Here is a 16948-nt window from a genome sequence, read left to right on the forward strand (position 1 = left end):
AAAGGATCCGGAGGGTCGGGCGAGATGGACGAGCGCGGCACGACGGTGCGGGCGAGGACGCTGGCGGGCGCGGGGGCGGCGTCGGACGCGGCTCCGGTCGCGCCGGCGCGCATCACCGACGTCGCCCGCCTCGCCGAGGTCTCCACCGCCACCGTCTCGCGCGTGCTCGCCCACCCCGAGCGGGTCGCTCCGGGGACGCGCGCGCGGGTGGAGGAGGCGGTGGCGCGGCTCGGCTGGGTGCCGAACCCCGCCGCGCGCACGCTGCGTTCGCAGAAGACGCGCATGGTCCTCGTGGTGCTGCCGGACCTCGAGAACGTGTTCTTCTCGCGCATCCTGCGCGGCATCGAGGAGACCCTCGCCGCGGCGGGCTACGGCATGATCATCGCCGACCTCGGCCCGGCCTCGCCGCGCGCGGGCGCGCTCGCCGCCTTCGCGCGGCGCCAGGTCGACGGGGTGATCCTGCTCAACGGGCGCCGCCTCGGGCCGGAGGCCGAGGACATGCCGACGATCGCGCTGTGCGAGACCATTCCGGGCGCGGCGATCCCGCAGATCGCCATCGACAACCGCGCCGCCGCCAGGCGCGTCGTCGCGCATCTCGTCGGCCTCGGTCACCGGCGCATCGCCCATCTCGCGGGGCCGGAGGGCAACGTGCTCGAGATCGAGCGCGCGGCGGGCTACGAGGACGGCCTGCGCGATGCGGGGCTCGCCCCCGACCCCGCCCTCGTCTGGCCCGGCGACTACACGCTCGAGGCGGGCGTCGCGGCGGCGTCGCGGCTGCTTCCCGGCCCCGGAAGCGCGCCAGAGCGCCCCACCGCCGTCTTCGCCTCCAACGACACGATGGCGATCGGCCTCGTCGGCGCGCTCCAGGAGGCGGGCCTCGCGGTGCCGGACGACGTCTCCGTCGCGGGCTTCGACGACATCGAGTTCGCCGCCATGTACCGGCCCGCGCTCACCACGGTGCGCCAGCCCCGCCGCGATCTCGGCCGCGTCGCCGCCGAGGCGATGCTGGCGCGGCTCGCCGGGCGCGAGGCATCGGCCGAAGGCCCGCTCGCCACCGAGCTGGTGGTGCGGGCCTCCACGGGGCCGGCGCGCCGCTAGCCCGCGCACGATCGCGGTGCATCGAAATCGCCGTCCGGCGCGTTGGGCAGGCACGGCGTCGATGAAGCGGCGCCGCGGAACGGGAGGAATGTCCGATGCGAGACGCCGAAAGCCGCTCGATCGCCGGCGAGAACGCCGCGCGCTCCGTGCAGACCCGGATGTTGCAGGCGCTCGTCGCCTTCGTCACGATCATGACGGGCGCCGCCGTCGCCCTCGCCCAGACCGTGACGCCCGACGACCCGGGCATCGCGGAGCCGGGCCCGACGACCGACGGCTTGGACTCGTGGTGGTGGATCGTCGTCATCGTGGTGCTCGCCGTCGTCGTGATCTGGTATGCCCAGCGGCGGCGCAGGCACGGATCGACGCGCGGACCGCGGTGACGCGCGGGTGCGTCTTGGTCGCGGGGCGCGCGCCTTGACGCTCCGGCGGCGCGGCACCACGTGCGAGCAGGACGAGGAACGAGTTGGATGCCGCCTTCCCCCGGGCGGCGGGCCCGGATACGAAGCAGCATGAACAGAACGAAGATCCCCGGCGGACGCGTCGTCGCCGCCCTCCTCGCCGCCACGCTCGTCGCGGCCGCCATCGCGCTCGCGCCGACGCGGTCCCACGCGGCGGAGGTTTCCTATTCGGAGTTCATCTCCGCCGTGGAGACCGGGGAGGTGACGTCGGTGCGCATCCGCGGGCAGGAGGTCGAGGCGGTGACGCTGTCGGGCCGCCAGCTCGACTCCTTCGTGCCGGAGGGTGCCGACATCGTCGGGACGCTGCGCGAGAACGGCGTCGAGATCGTCGCCGAGCCGCCGCCGAGCGAAGGCGCGGGCTCGCTCATCGGCGCGCTCCTGCCGATCCTGCTCCTCGTCTTCCTGTTCTTCTTCCTCTTGCGCCGCATGCGCGGGGGTGGCGCCGGCGGGGCGGGGGGGCTCACGTCGGTGGGCAAGTCGAAGGCCAAGCTCCTCACCGAGGCGCACGGCAAGGTCACCTTCGACGACGTCGCCGGCATCGACGAGGCCAAGGAGGACCTCCAGGAGATCGTCGAGTTCCTCAAGGACCCGCAGAAGTTCCAGCGGCTGGGCGGGCGCATCCCGCGCGGCGTGCTGCTCGTCGGCTCGCCCGGCACCGGCAAGACGCTCACCGCCCGCGCCGTGGCGGGCGAGGCCAACGTGCCGTTCTTCACGATCTCGGGCTCGGACTTCGTCGAGATGTTCGTCGGCGTCGGCGCGAGCCGCGTGCGCGACATGTTCGAGCAGGCCAAGAAGAACTCGCCCTGCATCATCTTCATCGACGAGATCGACGCGGTCGGCCGCCATCGCGGCGCGGGCCTCGGCGGCGGCAACGACGAGCGCGAGCAGACCTTGAACCAGCTCCTCGTCGAGATGGACGGCTTCGAGGCCAACGAGGGCGTGATCATCATCGCCGCCACCAACCGGCCGGACGTGCTCGATCCCGCGCTGCTGCGGCCGGGTCGCTTCGACCGGCAGATCGTGGTGCCGGCGCCCGACGTGCTCGGTCGCGAGAAGATCCTCGGCGTCCATTGCCGCAAGGTGCCGCTCGCGCCGGACGTCGATATCAAGACCGTGGCGCGCGGCACGCCCGGCTTCTCGGGCGCGGACCTGATGAACCTCGTCAACGAGGCGGCGCTGCTCGCCGCGCGGCGCGGCAAGCGCATCGTCACGATGCAGGAATTCGAGGACGCCAAGGACAAGGTGATGATGGGCGCCGAGCGGCGCACCCTCGTCATGACCGAGGACGAGAAGAAGCTCACCGCCTATCACGAGGCCGGCCACGCGGTGGTGGCGCTGAACGTCCCCGCCACCGACCCGGTGCACAAGGCCACCATCATCCCGCGCGGGCGCGCGCTCGGCATGGTCATGCAGCTGCCCGAGCACGACAAGCTATCGATGTCCTTCGAGCAGATGACCTCGCGCCTCGCCATCATGATGGGCGGGCGCGTCGCCGAGGAGATGATCTTCGGCCGCGACAAGGTGACGTCCGGCGCGCAGTCCGACATCGACCAGGCGACCCGGCTCGCCAAGATGATGGTGACGCGCTGGGGCTTCTCCGAGGAGCTCGGCACGGTGTCGTACGGCGAGAACCAGGACGAGGTCTTCCTCGGCATGCAGGTCGGCCGCCAGCAGCACGTCTCGGAGGCCACCGCGCGCAAGATCGACACCGAGGTGCGCCGCTTCGTCGAGACGGGCCTCTCGGAGGCGCGACGCATCCTCACCGAGAAGCGCGACCAGCTCGAGGCCATGGCCCGCGCGCTGATCGAGTACGAGACGCTGACCGGCCAGGAGATCCGCGACCTGCTCGAGGGCAAGCAGCCCGTGCGCGAGGAGGCGGGCGCCCCTCGCCGCAGCCTGCCCTCGATCACGAAGCCGAGCTGACGCGGGTGCCTGCGGCGAGGAGCGCATCGATCTCCTTGCCGCCGACGCTCCGCGACAGCGGCCCGAAGTCGCCCGCCGGGCCGAGCATCGCCTCCGCCGCGTCCTTGATCAGCCGGTGCGTCGCGCGGGCCAGCGCGGACCCGAGCGAGATCCGCGCCACGCCTGCGGCGGCGAAGTCCGCGCGGCTATGCGCGGTGAATCCGCCTGCCGCGAGCGCGTTGACCGGCCGGTCGACGCTCGCGCAGATGCGCGCCACCTCCGCCATCGAGGCCGGCGCCGGCAGGTAGAGCCCGTCCGCCCCCGCCTCGGCGAAGGCCTGCAGGCGGCGGATGCCCTCGTCCAGGTCGTAGGCCCCCGTCATTACGCCGTCGGCGCGCGCCAGCAGCACCAGATCGCGCGGGCAGGCCCGCGCCGCCGCGACGGCCGCACGGATGCGCTCCACCGCGAGATCGAACGGGTAGGCGGCGCCGGCGGGCGGCATCACGTCCTCGATCGACAGCCCGGCGAGCCCCGCCTCGCAGGCGAGGCGCACGGTCTCGGCCACCGCCTCCGGCGCGTCGCCGTAGCCGTTCTCGAGATCGGCCGAGACCGGCAGCGGCGTCGCCGCGACCAGCGCCTCGGCATGCGCGAGCATCTCGTCGCGGCTGACGTGGCCCATGTCCGGCCGCCCGAGGGTGAAGGCGTAGGCCGCCGACGACGTGCCGAGCGCCTGCGCGCCGAGCGCCGCGAGCATCCGCGCGGAGCCGAGGTCCCAGGCGTTGGCGAGCACGAACGGGTCGCCCGGGCGATGCAGGGCGCGGAAGGCGGGGCCGGGGTCGTGGGGCATCTCTGGGGATCCTCTCTCGGGCGTGGTCGCGCCGGGGAGAGGATCGCAGGTGGCGAGCGGGGTGGGAAGAGGCGCCGGATGCGCCGGCGCTCGGATGTCGCGGTACGGACGTCGCGGCTCAGATGTCGCGACCCTGCACCGCGCGGCGCACTTCGGCCTGGGCGCGCGTTCCCTCGTCGATCAGGTCGCGACCCTCGGACACGAGTCGCTCGCCCTCGCGGATGCGGGCGCGCCCGCGCGCGACGAGCGCCTCGCCGCGCTCCACCGCACGCTCGCCCTCGACGGCGCGCTGCCCCAGCGCCGCGGTCTCCTCGCCGCTCGCGAGCAGGCGTTCGCCGAAGGTCGGCGCGGAGGCGCAGGCGGCGAGGAGGGCGGGAATCGCCAGGACGAGGGCGGCGCCGCGAGCGGATCGCGCGGTGACACGCAGCGCGGTGATCGGGCGCGCGGTTGCGGGGCGCGCTGTCATGGGCTGTCTCCGACGGTCGGGGAGGTGGCGGGCGGCCGCGTCGGCGGCGCGCACTGGGAAACCGTGCGCGCGCGGGCACGTTCCCGGCGCAGGGCGTCGCGCCCGCGCGACGAGGAGGCGCACCCGATGAGCGAGACCTATGTTCCCTATTGCGGCCCCGCGCCGCTCCCCGGCGAGGCGGGCTGGAACCTCGATCCCGTCCTGCTCGTGGCTTTCGCCGCGGCCGCGATCGGCTACGCCCGCGCCGCCGGGCCGGGTGGCGCGAGCCGCGCGGAGCGCGCCGCCTTCACCGCGGGGCTCGCCACGCTCGCCCTCGCCTTCGTCTCGCCGCTGTGCCAGCTCGGCGTCGCGCTGTTCTCCGCGCGCGTGGGCCAGCACGTGCTCGCGACGCTCGTCGCCGCGCCGCTGATGGTCTGGGGCCGCGGCGGGCTGGCGCTCGCCGGCCTCGCGCCGCGTTCGCGGCGGGACGCCCGTGGCGGCGGGACGTCCGGCGGGGCGCTGGCGCTCGCGCCCGTTGCCTTCGCGCTCGCCCTGTGGACCTGGCATCTCGGCCCGCCCTACGACGCGACGCTGACCAGCGACGCGATCTACTGGGCGATGCACCTCTCGCTGTTCGGCGCCGCGCTCGCCCTGTGGGCGGCGATCATCCGCGCGCCGGCCCGGCTGTCGGGTGCGGCGCTGCTCGCCGCCGCTCTCACGGGGCTGCAGATGACGCTGCTCGGCGTCGCGCTCACCTTCGCCGAGGCGCCGTGGTTCGCCGCGCACCTCGCGACGACGGCGCCCTACGGATTCACGCCGCTGGAGGACCAGCAGCTCGGCGGGCTCGCCATGTGGATGCCCGGGATGGTGCTGCTGCTGGCCAACGCGCTCCTCGCCTTCGCCCTGATGCTGCGCCGCGTGGAAACGCGCGGCGCAGCCGGGTGAGGCGCCGTCAGCGCGCCGCCTGCTCGATCAGCGGCGTGATCCGCCGGATCGCGACGCGGCGGTTGCGCTCTTCCGCCGTCTCCGTGGGCACCTTGAGGAATTCCTCGCCGTAGCCCTGCGTCACCAGGTTCTCGGGCGGGATGCCGTAGGCCTCCGAGAGGACGAAGGCGACGCTCTCGGCGCGGCGGTCGGAGAGCGACAGGTTGTCGATCTCCTGCCCGACGGCGTCGGTGTGGCCCTCGACGAGGAAGATCTCGTTCATGTCCTCGGCCAGCACCTGCCGCATCGCTCGCGCCACGGGGGCGAGCGCCGCGACCTGGCCCTGCGACAGGCGCCAGGCGCCGGTCTCGAAGGTGACCACGTCGAGATCGACCCGGCGCATGTAGTCGCGCAGGTTCGCGTTGTAGCGCACCTCGTCGAGGCTGTAGGTCCGCGGCGGCGGGGCGACCGGCGGCGCGCTGAAGGCGGTGATCACCTCCGGAGGCGGCCCGGCGAGCCCGGCATCCACCTCCTCGAGCGTGACGACGTACTCGTCCTGCGGGATCGAGATCCGCGGCGGCGGGAGCGCGAGCGACCAGTCGTCCTGGAGATAGGAGCCCTCGGCGAAGCGGCCGTCCGCGCGCCGGCGCTCGGAACGACGGCGATCGTCGCGCAGCCACAGCTCGTCGTCGACGAAGCGATCGGGCCGGTTGTCGATGAGGACCGTCTCGGTGCCGTCCGGCGCGCGGCGGATGCGGCGCAGGAGGTTCCCGTAGCGGTCGGTCTCGGTGATCACCTGCCAGCCGCCGGGGCGATCGGCGATGAGGATGCGCCGCTCGCCGCGCTCGATCACGCGCACGTCGTCGTAGTAGCGCCCGAGCCGCTCGCGCTCGTCGTTGAGGATGATGACGCGATCGCCCTCGCGCACGATCGTGCGCGCCCCCGGCTCGACGATGACGGTGCGCCCGTCGATGACGCGCTCCTCGCGCTGGCGCCGCACGTCCGCGAGCCCGCGCGCCCCCTGCTCGAGGATGCCGAACAGGGCGCCGAGGCCCTCGGCGCTCGGGGCGGTCGGCTCCGCCGGCAGGACGGGGGCCGGGCCGGCCGCGGCCGCCGGAGGTGCGGTGGCGGGGGCCGGGGCGGTCGGGGCGGGGGCCGCCGACGGTGCGGGTGCGGTTGCGGCGGCCGGCTCGTCCGCGACGGGCTCCGTGGTGGTGGGCTCCGTGGCTGTGGGTTCCGTGGCTGTGGGTTCCGTGGCTGTGGGCTCCGTGGCCGCGGGCTCCGTCGCTGCGGGTTCTTCGGCCGGGAGCGACTGCGCGGCGGGAGCGTCGGCGGTGGGCTCGTCCGCGACAGGCTCCTCCGCGACGGGCTCCTCCACGACGGGCTCCTCCACCGAGAGCGACCGCGCCTCGGGCTCCTCGGCGGTTGCGGGCTCCTCGACGGGTGCGGGCTCGTCCGCCGGTGCGGATTCCTCGACGGGGGCGGACTCGTCCGCCGGTGCGGGCTCCTCGACGGGCGCGGGCTCCTCCGCCGGTGCGGGCTCCTCGACGGGCGCGGGCTCCTCTGCCGGTGCGGGCTCCTCGACGGGCGCGGGCTCCTCCGCCGGTGCCGGCTCCTCGACGGGTGCGGGCTCCTCGGCCGGTGCCGGCTCCTCCGCCGGTGCCGGCTCCTCGACGGGCGCGGGCTCCTCGGCCGGCGCGGGCTCCTCGGCCGATGCCGGCTCCTCGACGGGGGCCGGCTCTTCGGCGGGCGCAGGCTCCTCGGCGGGTGCGGGCTCCTCGGCCGCAGCCGGCTCCTGCGGCGGTGCGGCCTCCTCCACCGCGGGCGCGGCGTCTGCGGGGGCCTCCTCCTCGACGACCGTACCGTCGGGGAGACGGCGTAGCAGCGGCGTGCCGTCGGTCGGCTCGCTCGCCTGGGCGAGGAGGAGCATCGGCGGCGCCGAGGGGCGCTCGGCGGCGTGCGGGCTCGTCGCCAGCGCGAGCGGGAGCGCGGTCGAGGCGAGGAGCGCGAGGAGGCGGGGCATGGCTGTCATCCGATCCGTCTTCTGAACTCTGGTGCGGCCGATCTCGGCACTGCGTCGCAGCGGTGACGCGTCCGACCGTCGCGGGGTTCCCGTCCGGCTGTTCCGCCGCGTTGCGGGGAATGCTACGAGGGGTGCGTCGCGCATCCGATGGACCCGCGCGCCTGAACCCGCCCTGAACCGAGAACGACCCTCCTCGATGCCCGCTCCCGCCGCTACGGCCGCCCCGAGGCCGCCGACGCATCGCCGTCTCGCCCTGACGCTGGTGCTCGCGATCTTCCTCGCCGACCAGGCGACGAAGCTGTTCTTCCTGTTCGTCTACGACCTGCGGGTCCACGCACCGCTCGAGATCGCGCCCTTCGCGGAGCTGATCGTCGTGTGGAACCGCGGCATCTCCTACGGCCTGCTCCAGCAGGAGACCGAGCTCGGCCGCTGGCTGCTGGTCGCGGGCTCCCTCGTCGCTGCGGTCGGGCTCGGGATCTGGATGCTGCGCACCGGCGCGCGCGCCCTCGCGGTCTCCCTCGCCCTCGTCGTGGGCGGGGCGCTCGGCAACCTCGTCGACCGGGTCGCCTACGGCGCGGTGTTCGACTTCGTGCACCTGCATTGGGGCACGTTCTCCTGGTACGTGTTCAACGTGGCCGACGCGGCGATCGTTGCGGGCGTGGTCGGTCTCCTCTATGACTCCTTCGTCCTCGAGCCGCGCAGGGCGCGTCGAGGGCCGGCGCGGCGGGGGCAGCCGCCATACGAAAGCCGCGATGGCGGGTGAGGCAGGCGGGCCGGTCGCGGCGCATGCCGGCCGGTCGACGACACGCGATGTCGAGGGCACGACGCTCTCGGGGATGGAGACGAGATGAAGCGTTCCGCAATCGTGCGCGCCGCCTTCGCGGGCGCGGCCCTCGGGCTCCTCGCAGCGCCCGCCGCGCAGGCGCAGGAGGGGAGCTTCTTCCGCAACGTCTTCGGCGCCATCGGCCTCACCGACCCCGAGCAGCCCGACATCCTCTATCGCGAGCGCGCGCCGCTGGTCGTGCCGCCGAACCTCGGCGCGCTGCCGCCGCCGGCGCAGGGCGACGCCGCCGCCGCGAACCCGCAATGGCCGACGGATCCCGACGTCGCCGCCGCCCGTGCCCGCGCCATCGAGGCGAACACGCCGGCGCCGGAGCGCCCCGGCGCGTTCGAGGGGATCGGCCGGCGCATGACCGCCGAGGAGCTGCGGGCCGGGCGCGTGCCCGGGGCCGGGCTCGGCGGGCCGTCGCGGCCGGAATGGGCGCCCGCGGAGCGCGGGCTCGGCGGCGCCAACGCCAACCCGGCCTGGATCCCGCCGCAGACGCTGCGCGAGCTCGACGAGCAGCGCCGCGCCGCCGCGCCGGAGACGCGCCTGCAGCGCCGCTTCCTCACGGACCCGCCGCAGGCCTACCTCGCGCCGGACCCGAACGCGCCCTTCCCCGAGCGCGTCCAGACCTTCTCCGGCCCGCGGCCGGAGCCGCAGTCGGCGACCGACTTCGTCCGCGAGCAGAACTCGCGCTGAGCCGCATCCGGGTCACGACGATCGCGGCCGCTGCGCCACGGCCGCGTCGAGGCCCGCCGCGAGCTCCGCGCGCCCGAGCGTCCGCACCAGGGGCCCCGCCGTCCAGACCAGCCGCGCCTCGACGCGCCGGCCCGGGAAGGCGCGCGCCAGCAGCGCCGCGTAGAGCCCCATCTGCACGAGCGTCCCGCGCGGGACCGGCGCGTCCGCCGCCGGCGGGCGCGCGGTCGTCTTGAAGTCCGCGAACGCGACCGCGTCCGCGCCCACGGCCAGCCGGTCGAGCTGGCCGGCGACCGCGATCTCCTCGCCGTTCGGCAGGACGACGCGCCCGGCGATCGGCGCCTCTGCCAGCGCCTCGGGCGCGAAGAGCGCCGCGAGCGCGGGATCGGCGATGACGGCGCAGGCGTCGGCGACGATGCGGGCGCGCGCCTCGGGCGCGAGGCCGGGCGCGCGGGCCGCGACGAAGGCGCGCGCCGCCGCCTCCCGCTGCGGCTCGGCCAGCGCCGGCAGGCGCTCGATCAGCGCATGGATCAGGGTCCCGCGCAGCCGCGCCGCCGCCACGAAGGGCTTGTCCGCCGCTCGCGGGCGCCGGTCCGCCGCCGAGAGCGCGTTGGAGGGCCGCAGCGGCGGCGCCGCCTCGCGCTCGTCCGCGGCGGGGGCGAAGAGCCAGGCGGGGGGCGGATCGTCCTGCGCTCGCGCGTCGCGTTCGTCCGAGCGCACGTCGGACGAATCGCCGGCGGGGCCGTGCGCGCGCGCCGGGGCGGCGGGCGGGGCGTGGTTCTCGCGCCAGACGAGCGCGCCGGAGACGTAGGGCAGGTCGGTCTCCACCGGCCCCGGCGTGCCGGCGAGCGCCACGTTCGCCATCGTGGACCAGGCGGTCTCCGGCGCGTCCCGGTCCGTGCGGTTGATGTAGGGGGCGACGACGAGGTGGCTCTCGGCGCGGGTGAGCGCGACGTAGAGCAGCCGGTTCGCCTCCTCCGCCGCGCGCAGCCGCGCCGCCTCGCGCGCCTCGCCGAGCGCGTCGCAATCGAGATCCTTGCCCGGCGACCAGACCGGCAGCGTCTCGTCGCGCGAGACGGCGAGCGCCACGAGCGGCGAGAGCCGCCCGGCCTGCGCGCCGGCATCGTCGAGCACGACGACGGCGGGCGCCTCGAGGCCCTTGGCGCCGTGCACGGTCATCACCCGAACCTCGTCGGCGCCGCTCTCGAGGTCGCGCTTGATCTCGCGCTCGGCGCCCTCGAACCCGGCGAGGAAGCGCGCCAGCGAGGGTGCCTCGGGCGCCTCCGCCTCGCGGGCGAGCGAGAGGAAGGCGTCGATCGCATCCCCCGCCTCCGAGCCGAGGCGCGCGACGAGGGCGCGGCGGCCGCCACGCGGTCCGAGCAGCGCGGCGTAGAAGCCGAAGGGCCCGTGCGCCGCCGCGAGGTCGCGCCAGGCGCCGAGCGCCTCGCCGGCGCGCGCCGCCGCCGGGTCGCCCTCCCGCGCATGCGCCTCGACCGCGTCGGCGAGGCTCGTCGCGAGGGGACGTCGGGCGGCGAGGCGCACCAGATCGTCGTCGTCGAGCCCCACGAGCGGCGACTTCAGCGCGGTGGCCAGCGTCAGGTCGTCCTGGGGCAGGAGCGCCGCGCGGCCCGCCGCGATCAGGTCCTCGACCGCGATGTGGCGCGTGAGCGAGAGGCGGTCGGCGCCCGCGACGGGAAGGCCCGCGTCCTTGAGCGCCTTGATCACGGCGTGGAAGGCGGCGTTGCGCTTGCGCACCAGCACGAGCACGTCGCCGGCGCGGCGCACGCGCCCGCAATGGTCGCCGCTCGTCGTCCAGGTGCGGATCGCGCGGGCGACGCGCCGCGCGGCGACGATCGCCGGGGCGGTCTCGTCGGGCGTGTCGACGGGATGCGTCCAGGCATCGGGCTCGGCGCGCGGGTTCGGCCGCTCGACCGGCCACAGCTCGACGAGGCCCGGCGCGTCCGGCCGCACGCTCTCGTGCACGGTGCCCCGGGCCTCGTCCGACGGATCGAGGCCGCGATAATGCTCGGGCAGGGCGAAGACCCGGTCGACGGCGGAGAGCACGGTCGGCGCCGAGCGGAAGGAGACCGTCAGCGGCACCTCCTCGAACGGGTATCCGCCCGCCTGCGCGAGGCCGCGCCAATGCCGGCGGCTCTCCTCGAAGCGCCGCGGATCGGCGCCCTGGAACGAGTAGATCGACTGCTTCGGGTCGCCGACCGCGAAGATCGTGCGCGGGCGCCCGCCCGCCGCGCCGTCGCCTCCTCCCGGGCCGGCGGCGCCCTCGCCCGCGTGGAACTCGGCGGTGATGTGGCGCAGGACCTCCCACTGCTCGGGATTGGTGTCCTGCGCCTCGTCGACGAGGACGTGGTCGATGCCGCGGTCGAGCTTGTAGAGCAGCCATGCCGCCTCCCCCCGGCGCAGCAGCGCGAGGGTGCGGCGCACGAGGTCGTCGAAGTCGAGCGCGCCGAGCCGGCGCTTCTCCGCCTCGACCCGCTCCAGGATCGCGCCGGCGAGGGCGTACAGCGCGCGGGTGCGCGCGAGGGCGGCGGCGGCGCGGCGGCGCTCGCCGAGGGAGACGAGCCGGTCCCGTTCCGCTGCGAGCCGCTCCTTCGCGCCCGTTCCCATGGCCTTGGTGGCCAGGGTCGAATCGGCCCGCGGGCCGCCGTCCTTGCGCAGGAAGAGGCCGAGATACGCCTCGAGCCGCGCGGCGTCGTCCGCGGCCTCCGCCATGCGCTCGAGGCAGGCGGCCTGCTTGGCGTCGTTGGCGCTGCCCGTCGCGCGGAAGGCCTGCGCCAGGGCGGCGCGCTCGCCCGCGGGGATCGCGCCCGCGAGCATGGCGGCCTCGATCGCCGCCTCGTCCTCGCCGGGCTCGAGGCCCAGCACGTCGGCGATCCGCACGAGCGCCGCCGCGCGGGCAGGCGCGTCGGCGAGCGCGTCCTTGCAGGCGAGCGCCTCGCGCAGGAGCGTGTCGAGCCGATCGCCCGAGGCGTGGGCGTCGATCGCCGCGAAGGCCTCCGCGAGCCCGCCTTCGTCGCGATGAATCGCGGCGAGGATGCCGGCCTTGGCCGCGCGCATCAGCTCGTCGGCCTGCGCGTCGTCGAGCACGACGAAGCTCGCCGGCACGTTGGCCTCGAAGGGCGCGATGTGCAGGAGCCGCTCGCAGAAGGCGTGGATCGTCTCGATCTTGAGCCCGCCGGGCGTCTCGACCGCACGCGCGAACAGCCGGCGCGCGGCAACGAGCCGCGCGGGCGACGGCCGGGCGCCGTCGAGCGCCTCGAGCCGCGCGGCGAGCGCCGCGTCGTCGAGCGCGACCCAGGCGGAGAGCGTGTCGAAGATGCGGATCGACATGTTCGCCGCTGCCGCCTTGGTGAAGGTCAGGCACAGGATCCGCCCCGGTGGCGTGCCGGCGAGCATGAGGCGCATCACCCGGTCGGTGAGCACCTTCGTCTTGCCGGCCCCGGCATTGGCCGAGACCCAGGCCGACAGCGTCGGGTCGGCGGCGCGGCGCTGGCGCTCGGTGACCTGCGGGGGGACGCGCATGGGAGTCTGGTGCCGGCTCACGTGTCGTCCTCCGCGTCGCCGGCGCCGGCGGCCGACCATTCCTTCACCCGCGCCAGATGGTCGTAGGGCGAGAAGCGCAGGGCGTACTGCGCGTAGGGGCGCGAGACGTAGCCGTACTCGCCCGCGACGAAGCGCGCGACGAGACCCTTCAGGCGGGCGAGGTGCTCGCCGACGAGGTCCGCGACCGAGCGCTCCTCGTCCTTCGGCGGCACGATCGGGCAGGGCCTGAACGGGTCCTTGCCGCCCGAGGCGTGGACGTAGAGGAGCTCGGTCTCGCCGCGCGGCGGGGGCACGCCCTCGAAGGCGCCTTCGCGCAGCATCGCCGCCTCGAGCGTGAGCTGCGGCGAGAAGCCGGCGAAGACCATCTTCGGGGTCGGCGGGGTGCCGGTCTTGTAGTCGACGAGCGTCGCCCCGCCGTCGGCGCGCGTCTCGATCCGGTCGGCGCGGGCCGACAGCGTGAAGCGCTCGGTGCCGACCGTGAGCGAAAGCTCGCCCTTGCGCTCGACGGCGATGCCGGCGAGCAGCGCGCGCCGCGCGACCTCCCAGTCGAGATAGCCGTCGATCACCCGCTCGAAGCGCGGCCACCACTCGGCCTGGACCTCGGGATAGGCGTCGCCGATGGGCGCGAACAGGTCGAGCCCGATCTGGCGCAGCCGCTGGGCCGCGACGTCGCGCGCGGGCAGCGCGTCGGGATGGGCCTCGACGAAGCGCGCGAAGGTCTCGTGGATCAGGCTGCCGCGCTCGGCCGCGCCCGGCGCCACCGCGATCGTGTCGAGCGCGTCGAGGCCGAGCACCCGGCGCGCGAAGATCGCGTAGGGGTCGCGCACGAGGGTCTCGACCTCGGTGACGGAGAGCCGGCGGGGGAACAGCGCGGGGTCCGGCCGCGGGGCGGGACGGCGCAGCGGCGGGGCGGGTTCCGCAGCGTCGAGCCGCGCGGCCAGCGCCGCGAGCCGCCGCCCGCGCCCGCGCATCGCCTCCCAGGCGTCGTCGCCGACGAAGGCCTTCACGCGCTGGAGGAAGCGCGAGGGCACGGTGGGCGCGCCGTCGCGCTTGGCGGCGCGCGTGACGACGACCTCCGGCGCACCGAGCGCCTGGACGAAGTCGTGCGCCGTCTGCCCGAGCCGGCGCTCGGGCGGGGCGAGGCCGATCTCCTCGCGCATGGGGCGGTTGAGGAAGGCGTCGGTGCGCGCCCGCGGCGGCCAGACGCCCTCGTCGAGGCCCGCGAGGACGACGCGGTCGGCCCGGATCAGGCGCGCCTCGAGCAGGCCCAGCACCTTCAGCCGCGGATGCGCCCGGTCCGCCCGCCCGGGGGCGCGGCGGTCGCGGGCGAGATTGGCGAAGAAGCCCGGGTAGTCGAGGAAGGCGCCGCGCAGCGCCGTGTCCGCATCGACCATGGCGAGATCGTCGAAGAGCTCCGCCAGCGTCTCGTCCGACCCGTCCGTGAACGGGGCCGGATCGTCCTCGGCGCCGGCGGCGGGCTCCTCCCGCGCCGCGGCGCCGCCGTCCTCCGGCGGCCCGGCGACGAGGGCGTCGCAGGCGGCGCGGTGGGCGGCGGCGAGGGCGGGGAGCGCCCCCTCGCGGGGGACCGCGTCCGGCCCGAATCCCTCGAAGGCGGCGGCGAGCCGCTCGAGCAGCGCGAGCGCGCACGCCCAGTCGCTCTCGTCGAGGCGCGCGCGGGGGCGCGGCGCACGGCCGGGCCGCGCGGCGGTCTCGGCCCGGCGCAGATGCAGCGCGGCGACCAGGCCGCGGATGCCGGCAGCCGGCTCGGGGCCGCGCAGCACGCCGATCTCGAGCGCGGTGCGCGCCCGCGCGAGGTCCGCCGCGGAGAAGCCGAGCCGCACCGCCGGATGGTGCAGGAGCGCCAGCGTCGCGAGCGGCGCGAAGCGCTCGGCGGCGGCCTCGGCGGCGAGCCGCGCGAGCCGCCCGGCCTGCGCCTCCGCGAGGCTCGTGCCGGCCGAATCGTCGACGACGACGCCCCAGCGGCCGAGCTCGGCGCACACCCGTGCGGCGAGCCCCCGGTCCGGCGTGATCAGCGCCGCCGTCCGCCCCGGCGTCTCCAGCGTCTCGCGCAGGGCGACGGCGACGCAGAGCGCCTCCTCGCGCTCGTCCTTCGCCTCGACGAGGGCCAGCCCGTCCGTCGCCTCCGCCGCGAGGCGGGCGCGCGTGTCGCCGTCGAGCGCCGCCCAGGCCTCCGTCGTCTCCGCCGGGCGCATCGCCTGGGCGAGCATCGCCTCGCGGGCCCGGCCCGCGGCGCCGGGCTCGCCGAGCGGCACGACGTCCTCGCGCGCGATCCGCAGCACCCGCGCGATCAGCCGCGCCATCACCGCCTGGGGGTGGCCGTGGGCCGGCGCGAGCCCCTGCTCGCGATCGCCGCAGACCGCCCGCCAGGCCTGCGCGTCGAGATCGCGGTCGAGCCCCGGCAGCACGACGGCGCCGCGCGGCAGCGCCGCGATCGCGGCGAGCAGGCGTGCGGTCGCCGGGATCGAGCCGGTGGAGCCCGCCGCGATCACCGGGCCCGGCGGCGGGTCCGCCGCGATGCGCGCGGCCTCCGCGTCGATCAGCGCCGCCGTGCGCCGCGCCGGGTCGCTCGCCCCGCGCTCGGCGAGGATCGCGGGCCAGGCCTCGAAGGCGATGCGGACGAAGTCGAGAGTGAGCTCGAAATAGCGCGAGAAGTCTCCGTCGACCGCCGCCCCGAGCGCCTCGAAGGCGACCCCCTCCCAGGCGACGTCGTCCATCAGCGCCTCGAGCTCGCCGGCGAGCGAGACCGCGTCCGCCGGCGAGGAGGGCACGAGGAAGGGCGTGTCGCCGTCGAGCCGGGCGAGGCGCGGGTCCAGGCGCCGCGACCAGTGCTGGATCAGCCGCGCGAGCAGGAGCCGCCGCTCGAGCGGCGCGACGGGCGGGGCGAGCGCCCGCGCATCCGCGCAGGTCTCGAGCGCCGACGTCTCCAGCGCCCCCGCCGCCAGCGCGAGCTCGGCATCGTCGGCGGCGCCGAGCGGCACGATTCGCGGCAGGATCAGCGCCGGGGCGCCGAAGCGCGCGCCCGCCTTCTCCGCGATCAGCGCGCCGAGCGCGCGCGCGGCCCGCCGCGTCGGCAGGTAGATCGTCGCCCGCGCCAGCGCGTCCGGCCCGCTCGCCTCCGGGAAGCCGGGCACGAGCCGGCCGTCGACGAGCGCGTCCGCGAGCGTCTCCAGGAAGGGCGCCCCGAGGGGGATGCTGTAGACCCGCGTCACGTCGCCCTCTCCCCTGCCCGGACGAGGGCGAACGTAACCAGAACGATCCGGCGCGTCAAGATTGCTCCGGCCGGCTGTCTTCGGCTCCCTCCGCACCGTCCGACGCCGCCGAGACCCGCCAGCGTCCGAGCCAGTCCCGCGCCGCCGGCGCGAGCGGCGTCGCCCGCCGCGTCGCCGTGTCGATCAGGACGATCGTGGTCCGAGCGCTCGCCGCGCAGCGCCCGTCCTGGAACAAGGCCTGGGTCAGCGCCACCGAGCTGCGCCCGAGCGACGCCACGCCCGTCCCGATCTCGACCCGGCCGGGCCAGCGCAGCTCGGCGCGGAAGGCGAGGTCGAGGCGGGCGATGACGAACTCGCCCGTCGCGCCCGCCGGCGCGGCGTCCGCATCGTAGAGGAGCGCGACACGGCCGGTCTCCAGGAAGGTGGCGAAGACCGCGTTGTTGACGTGGCCCTGTCGGTCCGTGTCGGCGTAGCGGATCGTGTCGTGCGTGCGCATGGGGAAGTCGTCGAGGCGAAACGCGTCCATGGTGCCCGGCCTTCTCCACCCACGCTGCGACCGCGCGAGATCGTCCGCACGCGCCTGCGGGCTGTCAAGCCGCTGTCCGGGGTCAGCACATATGAGACGCGGCGGGGCTCCCGTCAGCTCAGGCCGAGAGGTACGCGGCGGGTGGTCTCCCGGCAAGGGCTCCGTGAGGTCTGTGGTGGTTGTAGAGATTCTGGAAGGCGTCGATGTGTGGGTTGAGGGCGTCGACGCCGGTGGGAAGGTCGTAGACGGCGTAGAATTCGTAGCGCCAGGCGGCGTTGCAGCGCTCGACGGCGCCGTTGAGCTTCGGGCTCTTGGGCGGGAGCTCGTAGAGGGCGAGCTTCTTGTCGGCGCAAGCCTTCTCGAACTCCGCCTTGAACTCGGAGCCGCCGTCGACCTGGATCGCCTTCACCGGGAA

Annotated in this window: 13 protein-coding genes; 6 read left to right on the forward strand and 7 right to left on the reverse strand. The window is 75.8% G+C overall.

Annotated elements, in window-relative coordinates:
* The first annotated feature begins 24 nt into the window (after positions 1 to 24).
* From G407_RS0102220 to ftsH, 3 genes are all read left to right on the forward strand, one after another.
* The gene (locus tag G407_RS0102220) at positions 25 to 1098 is read left to right on the forward strand and encodes a LacI family DNA-binding transcriptional regulator (protein ID WP_084327194.1); all 1074 of its coding nucleotides are present in this window, start codon (positions 25 to 27) and stop codon (positions 1096 to 1098) included.
* A gap of 95 nt (positions 1099 to 1193) precedes the next feature.
* Entirely contained in the window at positions 1194 to 1478 is a 285-nt protein-coding gene (locus tag G407_RS0102225; protein WP_029029499.1) for a hypothetical protein, read from the forward strand.
* Positions 1479 to 1607: 129 nt separating this feature from the next.
* On the forward strand, positions 1608 to 3479 hold the full coding sequence (ftsH, locus tag G407_RS25220; protein ID WP_052340839.1) for an ATP-dependent zinc metalloprotease FtsH: 1872 nt from the start codon (positions 1608 to 1610) through the stop codon (positions 3477 to 3479).
* Here ftsH and G407_RS0102235 read toward each other — a convergent pair.
* Positions 3463 to 4305, reverse strand: coding sequence for an isocitrate lyase/PEP mutase family protein (locus G407_RS0102235; protein ID WP_029029500.1), 843 nt, complete (start codon positions 4303 to 4305; stop codon positions 3463 to 3465). The genes ftsH and G407_RS0102235 overlap by 17 nt on opposite strands.
* 118 nt (positions 4306 to 4423) lie before the next feature.
* On the reverse strand, positions 4424 to 4771 hold the full coding sequence (locus tag G407_RS0102240; protein ID WP_029029501.1) for a hypothetical protein: 348 nt from the start codon (positions 4769 to 4771) through the stop codon (positions 4424 to 4426).
* A 126-nt stretch (positions 4772 to 4897) separates the two neighbouring features.
* On the opposite strand from G407_RS0102240, the gene G407_RS25225 reads away from it, so the two are divergent.
* The gene (locus G407_RS25225; protein ID WP_043538637.1) at positions 4898 to 5695 is read left to right on the forward strand and encodes a cytochrome c oxidase assembly protein; all 798 of its coding nucleotides are present in this window, start codon (positions 4898 to 4900) and stop codon (positions 5693 to 5695) included.
* Between the two features lie 7 nt (positions 5696 to 5702).
* Here the strand turns inward: G407_RS25225 and G407_RS25230 are convergent, their stop codons facing one another.
* Positions 5703 to 7697 carry an OmpA family protein gene (locus G407_RS25230; RefSeq protein ID WP_052340840.1) on the reverse strand — a complete coding sequence of 665 codons (1995 nt, stop codon included), beginning with the start codon at positions 7695 to 7697 and terminating at the stop codon, positions 5703 to 5705.
* Positions 7698 to 7893: 196 nt separating this feature from the next.
* Between G407_RS25230 and lspA the strand changes: the two genes are divergently transcribed.
* On the forward strand, positions 7894 to 8460 hold the full coding sequence (gene lspA, locus G407_RS25235) for a signal peptidase II (protein ID WP_084327196.1): 567 nt from the start codon (positions 7894 to 7896) through the stop codon (positions 8458 to 8460).
* Between the two features lie 84 nt (positions 8461 to 8544).
* A complete protein-coding gene (locus tag G407_RS30110) occupies positions 8545 to 9219 on the forward strand; it encodes a hypothetical protein (protein ID WP_052340841.1) in 675 nt (224 codons plus the stop codon).
* A 12-nt stretch (positions 9220 to 9231) separates the two neighbouring features.
* Here the strand turns inward: G407_RS30110 and addA are convergent, their stop codons facing one another.
* The 4 genes from addA to G407_RS0102280 form a co-directional block, all read right to left on the reverse strand.
* Positions 9232 to 12756 carry a double-strand break repair helicase AddA gene (gene addA / locus G407_RS0102265; protein ID WP_029029502.1) on the reverse strand — a complete coding sequence of 1175 codons (3525 nt, stop codon included), beginning with the start codon at positions 12754 to 12756 and terminating at the stop codon, positions 9232 to 9234.
* A 17-nt stretch (positions 12757 to 12773) separates the two neighbouring features.
* Positions 12774 to 16007: a double-strand break repair protein AddB gene (gene addB / locus G407_RS0102270; RefSeq protein ID WP_029029503.1), complete on the reverse strand. Its 3234-nt coding sequence runs from the start codon at positions 16005 to 16007 to the stop codon at positions 12774 to 12776.
* A gap of 55 nt (positions 16008 to 16062) precedes the next feature.
* On the reverse strand, positions 16063 to 16533 hold the full coding sequence (locus tag G407_RS25245) for an acyl-CoA thioesterase (protein WP_052340842.1): 471 nt from the start codon (positions 16531 to 16533) through the stop codon (positions 16063 to 16065).
* A gap of 118 nt (positions 16534 to 16651) precedes the next feature.
* On the reverse strand, positions 16652 to 16948 hold a 297-nt coding region (locus G407_RS0102280), incomplete at its 5' end, for an integrase core domain-containing protein (protein ID WP_029029504.1).

It is taken from the genome of Salinarimonas rosea DSM 21201, from assembly GCF_000429045.1.
Lineage (GTDB): Bacteria > Pseudomonadota > Alphaproteobacteria > Rhizobiales > Beijerinckiaceae > Salinarimonas > Salinarimonas rosea.

Coding starts and splice junctions, on each gene's coding strand:
- G407_RS0102220 (WP_084327194.1), top strand. CDS start 25: ATGGACGAGCGCGGCACGACGGTGCGGGCGAGGACGCTGGCGGGCGCG.
- G407_RS0102225 (WP_029029499.1), top strand. CDS start 1,194: ATGCGAGACGCCGAAAGCCGCTCGATCGCCGGCGAGAACGCCGCGCGC.
- ftsH (WP_052340839.1), top strand. CDS start 1,608: ATGAACAGAACGAAGATCCCCGGCGGACGCGTCGTCGCCGCCCTCCTC.
- G407_RS0102235 (WP_029029500.1), bottom strand. CDS start 4,305: ATGCCCCACGACCCCGGCCCCGCCTTCCGCGCCCTGCATCGCCCGGGC.
- G407_RS0102240 (WP_029029501.1), bottom strand. CDS start 4,771: ATGACAGCGCGCCCCGCAACCGCGCGCCCGATCACCGCGCTGCGTGTC.
- G407_RS25225 (WP_043538637.1), top strand. CDS start 4,898: ATGAGCGAGACCTATGTTCCCTATTGCGGCCCCGCGCCGCTCCCCGGC.
- G407_RS25230 (WP_052340840.1), bottom strand. CDS start 7,697: ATGCCCCGCCTCCTCGCGCTCCTCGCCTCGACCGCGCTCCCGCTCGCG.
- lspA (WP_084327196.1), top strand. CDS start 7,894: ATGCCCGCTCCCGCCGCTACGGCCGCCCCGAGGCCGCCGACGCATCGC.
- G407_RS30110 (WP_052340841.1), top strand. CDS start 8,545: ATGAAGCGTTCCGCAATCGTGCGCGCCGCCTTCGCGGGCGCGGCCCTC.
- addA (WP_029029502.1), bottom strand. CDS start 12,756: ATGCGCGTCCCCCCGCAGGTCACCGAGCGCCAGCGCCGCGCCGCCGAC.
- G407_RS25245 (WP_052340842.1), bottom strand. CDS start 16,533: ATGGACGCGTTTCGCCTCGACGACTTCCCCATGCGCACGCACGACACG.